The organism is Sphingomonas bacterium (genome assembly GCF_903643065.1).
GTDB lineage: Bacteria > Pseudomonadota > Alphaproteobacteria > Sphingomonadales > Sphingomonadaceae > Sphingomonas.
The window spans coordinates 1-5,819 of the sequence record NZ_CAHJWX010000151.1 but is presented as its reverse complement, the minus strand read 5'-3'; the positions used below and the strand labels follow the sequence as shown (position 1 = coordinate 5,819).

The following is a 5,819-nucleotide window of genomic DNA, read 5'->3' as shown; positions in this document are numbered from 1 at the left end:
CCGATGCCGATGGTGGCAGCGGCGCGCGCGACGAAGCCGGCGGCCCCGCCAGCCACGGCACGGGTTCGGCCGCCCGCGCGGCGGTAAGCGGCGAGAGCAGCGGTTCAACGCCGTCGGGCGCGAGCGCGATCAGGCGCATGCCGACCCAGGCGCCGATCACGGTCGCGGCGAACCGCAGCGGCGCCCCCCTCATGGCGCGACCGCCTCCGGCAGGTCGGGGAAAACGTGGTCGGTCTTGTCCCATACCGGCGGCGCGCCGCGCCAGGTCTGCGCATAGCGCTTGAGCGCGAGCGGCGCGGCGGCGAGGTCGATCGCGTTGCCGACCACGAAGCGCACCGGCACCCCGATCGCGTGGCGCCAGCCATAGGCGCGCCAGCTGAACGCGACGCGCACCGCCATACGCCAGCCGAGCAGCGCCATGTTGCCGCCGAGCAGCCCGCCGGGCGGCGAGATCGTCGTGACGGGCGCGCGCCCGGTCCAGGCCAGCAGGCCGAGCACCACGCCGTACAGCAGCGCCGCGAGGTACGCCGCCGTCAGCACCACCACCGCCAGCAACGCGCGCCGGTCCCGCCACCGCATCCAGTGATCGAGCAGGTGGGAGGGTCGCGACCAGCCCGTCCGGTCCCAACCGGCCAGCGCGATGCCCGCCATCCACCGCGCCTTCTGTCGGATCGCCGCGCCGAACGTGTCCGGGAAGAACTCGCCGATCGCGACCAGGCCGCGCGCGCCGTGATGGCGGACGAAGGCGGCGCGGAACCGCAACTCCGCTAGGCGCAGTCCCGCCACGTAATCCTCGACCAGACAGCCCGGATCGAACGCGATGCCGCCCCGCGCCGCCGCGATCGCGCGTAACGCGTCCGTCGCGATCGCGCAGCCCACGCCCGCAAGCGGCAGCCCGGCGCCCAGCGCCGCCCGCACCACCAGCGTCTTGCCGTGCGACTCCGCGAACGCGTCCGCATAGGTGCCCGCGATCAGCGCCACGCCGTCGCGGACCAGCGGCTGGACGGGGAGCTGGATCACGTCGAACCGGTCGATCAGCGCGTCGAACACGCGCAGCTCGTCGGGGTGCGCCACGTCCTCCGCGTCGTGCAGGACGACCATGCGGGTGGCCACGCCCTCGCGCGCATCGGCGGCCAGCATCGCGTGCCACAGCTGGTTGAGATTGTCCGCCTTGGTGGTCGGCCCCGCATGGGGGTTGATCACCAGCCGCACCCGCGCGTCCGCGACCGCGCGCACCGCCGCGGCGGTGTCCGGATCGTTCTGGTACACCGCGACGAAGACCCGGTAGTCGCCGACGACGCGGGCGAGCAGCGTGCGCAGCATCGGCTCGATCACGTGCCGCTCCCGCCAGGTGGGCACGAAGATCGCGACCCGGCACCGGGGCGTCGCGGGCAGCGCCGCGTCCGTCAGCCGCACGCCACGCAGGCCCAGCAGGCGCCGGATCAGGAACAGCAGGTCGAGCAGGAGGTCGTCCACCCCGCCCACCAACAGCCCCACCGCCGCGAACAGCATCAGCTCGCGCGCCGCCACCTCCAGCCCTGCCAGCGCCTGCATCCGGTCGTCCGCGCCCCCAGCGACGATCAATGTCCTCGATCATTCATCAGCGCAAACGGTCACGCAACCGGTCTTGTCCGTCTCACCCGATCTTTACGCCTTCTCCCCTACCCCCGCGCCATGACCGAGATGCCGCGTTTCACCGCCTTCGCCCTGCCGGACCAATCCCCGACCGCGCCCGTCCCGGGGCCGGCCGCCACCCGGCCGGCGCCGATCGGCGTGGTGATGTCGATCGCGGGCTCGGCGAGCAGGGCGCTGCTCGATCGCGCGGCGCTCGCGGTGGCGGCGACGCTGCCCGATCCGGTCGCGGCGGCGGCCGGCCAGGTCGGTTGCCAGGTCAAGATGCGTGTCGGCGCGTCCTGGATCGTCGCCAACGTCCGCTCGACGCAACTCGGCGACCCGAGCGGCACCGGCATCCTCGCCGATATCGACTTCCTGGGCGAGGGCGACGAAGAGAAGCTGACGGGTAAGCTGTACAATTTCCGGCGCGGCGTGACCCGCTATCCGACGCCGGGCGGCGAGGTGTTCCCCGTCACCACCACCGACCTGAAACAGGTCTATGCCGCCGACGACCGCGCGCACATCCAGATCGGCACGGTCTATCCGACCCGCGACATCCGCTCGGCGCTGTACATGGACGCGATGCTGGGCAAGCATTTCGCGCTGGTCGGCTCGACGGGCACCGGCAAGTCGACGTCCGCCGCGCTGATCCTCCACCGGATCTGCGAGATGGCGCCGCAGGGACATATCGTCATGATCGACCCGCACGGCGAATATGCCGCCGCGTTCAAGGGCAATGGCGCGCTCTACGACGTCACCAACCTGCAGATGCCCTATTGGCTGATGAACTTCGAGGAACATTGCGAGGTGTTCCTGACCATGGCGGGCTCGGAACGGCAGATCGACGCGGACATCCTCGCCAAATGCCTGTTGATGGCGCGCGCCAAGAGCCGGCTGGGGCAGGAGATCGCCAAGCTGACGGTGGACGCGCCCGTCCCCTATCTGCTCAGCGACCTGACTAACCTCATCAACCTGGAAATGGGCAAGATGGACCGCGCGGGCGACACCGCGCCCTACCTGCGGCTCAAGACCAAGATCGAGGAGATCAAGGCCGATCCGCGCTATGGCTTCATGTTCTCCGGCATGCTGGTCGCCGATACGATGGCGACGTTCCTGTCGCGCATCTTCCGCCTGCCGGGTGACGGCAAGCCGATCTCGATCATCGACGTGTCGGGCGTGCCGTCGGACATCACGGCGGTGGTGGTCGCGGTGCTGGCGCGGATGACCTTTGACTTCGCGATCTGGAGCCGCAACGAGCCGCAGCGACCGATCCTGCTCGTCTGCGAGGAGGCGCACCGGTACATACCGCGCGACGACGACGGCTCGTCGGTGGGCCGCATCCTCTCGCGCATCGCCAAGGAAGGACGCAAATACGGCGTGTCGCTGGGCCTGATCACGCAACGCCCGTCGGACCTGGCCGAGGGCGTGCTGTCGCAATGCGGCACCATCATCGCGATGCGGCTGAACAACGAGCGCGACCAGAACTTCGTCCGCGCGGCGATGCCGGAAGGCGCGCGCGGCTTTCTCGACACGATCCCGGCGCTGCGCAACCGCGAATGCGTGATCTGCGGCGAGGGCGTCACCATCCCCGTGCGCGTCTGCTTCGACGGGCTGGACGAGGCAAAGCGGCCCGCGTCGGGCGATCCGCTCTTCTCGCGGCTGTGGAAGGACACGGGCGGCGAGGAGGGGATGGTCGCCCGCACGGTCCAGAAATGGCGCGCCCAGGGGAAGTGATGTCGCGCAAGCCCCTCCCCTTCAGGGGAGGGGTTGGGGTGGGGCGTGTGTCCTGGGGTCGCCTTCTTCTCGAGAGGCCCCACCCCCAGCCCCTCCCCTGAAGGGGAGGGGAGCAACGCCCGCTCAGCTCGCCTTGGCGGTGACGATCTTGCCCGGCTGGCGTGGCGGCTCGCCCGTCGGCAGCGCGTCGACCGCGTCCATGCCGTCGGTCACGACGCCCCAGACCGTGTACTGGCCGTCGAGGAAGGTCGCGTCGCCGAAGCAGATGAAGAACTGGCTGTTGGCAGAATTCGGGGCGCTGGTGCGCGCCATCGAGCAGACGCCGCGCACATGCGGCTCCTTGCTGAACTCCGCCGGCAGATCCGGCTTGGTCGAGCCGCCGGTGCCGTTGCCGTTCCCGCCGTCGCCGCCCTGCGCCATGAAACCGGGGATGACGCGGTGGAAGGGCACGCCGTCGTAGAAGCCCTCGCTCGCCAGCTCGGCGATGCGCTCGACATGCTTGGGCGCCAGGTCCGGGCGCAACCGGATGGTGACCTCGCCCGTGTCGAGCGTCAGGTGAAGCGTCGTATAGTCGGGCAAGGCATGTTCCTTCGTGTCGTCGCGTTCCTAATGGGCTCGCGGGCATGCTGAAACAAGTTCAGCCTGACGATGGCTTGCGCTAGGGCCGTGGGACGCACCGGGGGAGGCAGGCATGAGCGAGGTCGAGCTTCCCGAGGCGGTCGCCGGTGGCGGCGACGAACTGGACGAGGACGACCGGCTCAAGCCCGGCTTCGTGCGCGCGGTGCTGGACGCGGTGGAGGCCGGCGACGCGATCGCCGCGCGCGGGCTGGTCGAGCCGCTCCACCCGGCCGATATCGCCGACCTGTTCGAACTGGCGCCCGCCGACGAGCGGCCCGCGCTGGCGCGCGCGCTGGGCGGGCTGCTCGACGCGGACGTGTTCGCCGAGCTCAACGACTATGTCCGCGAGGACCTGATCGACGAGCTGTCCGCGACGCAGGTCGCCGACATCGCGTCCGAGCTGGACACGGACGACGCGGTCGCGATCATCGAGGACCTGGAGCCCGACGACCAGCGCGAGGTGCTCCGCGCGCTGGCGCCCGACGATCGCGCCGCGATCGAGGAAGCGCTCGGCTATCCGGAGGAGTCCGCCGGGCGGCTGATGCAGCGCGAGCTGATCGCGGTGCCCGAACATTGGACGGTGGGCGACACGATCGACTATCTGCGGGGCGCCGACGACCTGACCACCGACTTCTGGGAGGTGTTCGTGGTCGACGAGCGGCACATGCCGGTCGGCACCTGCGCCCTGTCCTGGATCCTGCGCCGCCAGCGCGGCGTGCCGATCGCCGAGGTGATGACGCGCGAGCAGACGCTGATCCCGGTCGACATGGACCAGGAAGAGGTGGCGCTGCGCTTCCAGAAATACGCGCTGATCTCCGCCGCCGTGGTCGACACGGACGGGCGGCTGGTCGGCATGATCACCGTCGACGACATCGTTCACATCATCCAGGCGGAAGCGGGCGAGGACACGCTGCGGCTGGCGCAGGCGGGCGACGGCGACATCAACGAGCCGATCGGCGTCACCGTGCGCACGCGCTTCCTGTGGCTGCTCATCAACCTGCCGACCGCGATGCTGGCGGCGGTGGTGGTCGGGCTGTTCGATGGCGAGATCGCCCGGTTCGCGCTGCTCGCGGCCCTGATGGGGATCGTCACGGGCATGGGCGGCAATGCCGGGACGCAGACGCTGGCGGTGGTGGTGCGCGCGCTCGCCACCAACCAGCTCACCAACTCGAACACCTGGCGCATGATCGTCCGCGAGTTCCGGATCGCCGCGGCGAACGGCGTGATGCTCGGCCTGTTCATCGGCGCCGGGGCGTTCCTGCTCTATCACCGCGCCGACCTGGCCATCGTCTTCGGCATCGCCATCCTCATCAACAACCTGATCGCCGGCCTGTCCGGCGTGCTGGTCCCCGTGTCGCTGGAACGGTTCGGCATCGATCCGGCGGTGTCGTCGGCGGTGTTCGTGACGATGATGACCGATTGCATGGGGTTCTTCTGCTTCCTGGGGCTCGCGGCGCTGTTCGTGCGCGCGGCTTGACCGGCAGCGGCGCGCGCCCACATCGCTGTCGTGCCACTTCACCTGACCAAGGTCGCGTTCGGCGTCACCAGCGTCGAGGCGCTGTCTGAGCGGCTGCGCGAGCGCGCCGAGGCGGGGCCGCTGCACCTCACCACGCGGTTTCTGCCCAAGCGGCACGAGGAGGTCGCGGGCCAGGGCTCGCTCTACTGGATCATCAAGCACCAGCTGATCGGGCGATCGGCGATCGAGCGGTTCGGCGACGCCGACGGCGGGCGCGTCGCGATCCACCTCCACCCCGCGCTGGTGCTGGTCGCGGCGCGGCCCAAGCGCGCGCACCAGGGCTGGCGCTACCTGGAGGACGCGGACGCGCCGGCGGACCTGCACGGCGACGCGACGG

The 5,819-nt window shown here is 70.5% G+C and carries 5 protein-coding genes and 1 pseudogene; 3 read left to right on the top strand and 3 right to left on the bottom strand.

Annotation, left to right across the window (positions count from 1 at the left end; genetic code table 11):
• A pseudogene (locus HUU95_RS06805) lies at positions 1 to 193 on the bottom strand (hypothetical protein); the annotation flags it as partial.
• Positions 190 to 1,584, bottom strand: coding sequence for a glycosyl transferase family protein (locus HUU95_RS06800; protein ID WP_368039804.1), 1,395 nt, complete (start codon positions 1,582 to 1,584; stop codon positions 190 to 192). The pseudogene HUU95_RS06805 and the gene HUU95_RS06800, both read right to left, overlap by 4 nt.
• 90 nt (positions 1,585 to 1,674) lie before the next feature.
• Between HUU95_RS06800 and HUU95_RS06795 the strand changes: the two genes are divergently transcribed.
• Entirely contained in the window at positions 1,675 to 3,348 is a 1,674-nt protein-coding gene (locus HUU95_RS06795) for an ATP-binding protein (protein ID WP_174279424.1), read from the top strand.
• Between the two features lie 123 nt (positions 3,349 to 3,471).
• Here HUU95_RS06795 and HUU95_RS06790 read toward each other — a convergent pair whose 3' ends face one another.
• The gene (locus HUU95_RS06790) at positions 3,472 to 3,927 is read right to left on the bottom strand and encodes a peptidylprolyl isomerase (protein ID WP_174279423.1); all 456 of its coding nucleotides are present in this window, start codon (positions 3,925 to 3,927) and stop codon (positions 3,472 to 3,474) included.
• A gap of 112 nt (positions 3,928 to 4,039) precedes the next feature.
• Between HUU95_RS06790 and mgtE the strand changes: the two genes are divergently transcribed.
• The gene (mgtE, locus tag HUU95_RS06785; protein WP_174279422.1) at positions 4,040 to 5,443 is read left to right on the top strand and encodes a magnesium transporter; all 1,404 of its coding nucleotides are present in this window, start codon (positions 4,040 to 4,042) and stop codon (positions 5,441 to 5,443) included.
• Positions 5,444 to 5,473: 30 nt separating this feature from the next.
• Positions 5,474 to 5,819 (top strand): DUF1489 family protein (locus tag HUU95_RS06780; RefSeq protein WP_174279421.1); only part of this gene is annotated, 346 nt, incomplete at its 3' end.

What these genes read in the sequence shown, in the direction of transcription:
- mgtE (WP_174279422.1), top strand. Translation starts at nt 4,040, where the DNA reads ATGAGCGAGGTCGAGCTTCCCGAGGCGGTCGCCGGTGGCGGCGACGAA.
- HUU95_RS06795 (WP_174279424.1), top strand. Translation starts at nt 1,675, where the DNA reads ATGACCGAGATGCCGCGTTTCACCGCCTTCGCCCTGCCGGACCAATCC.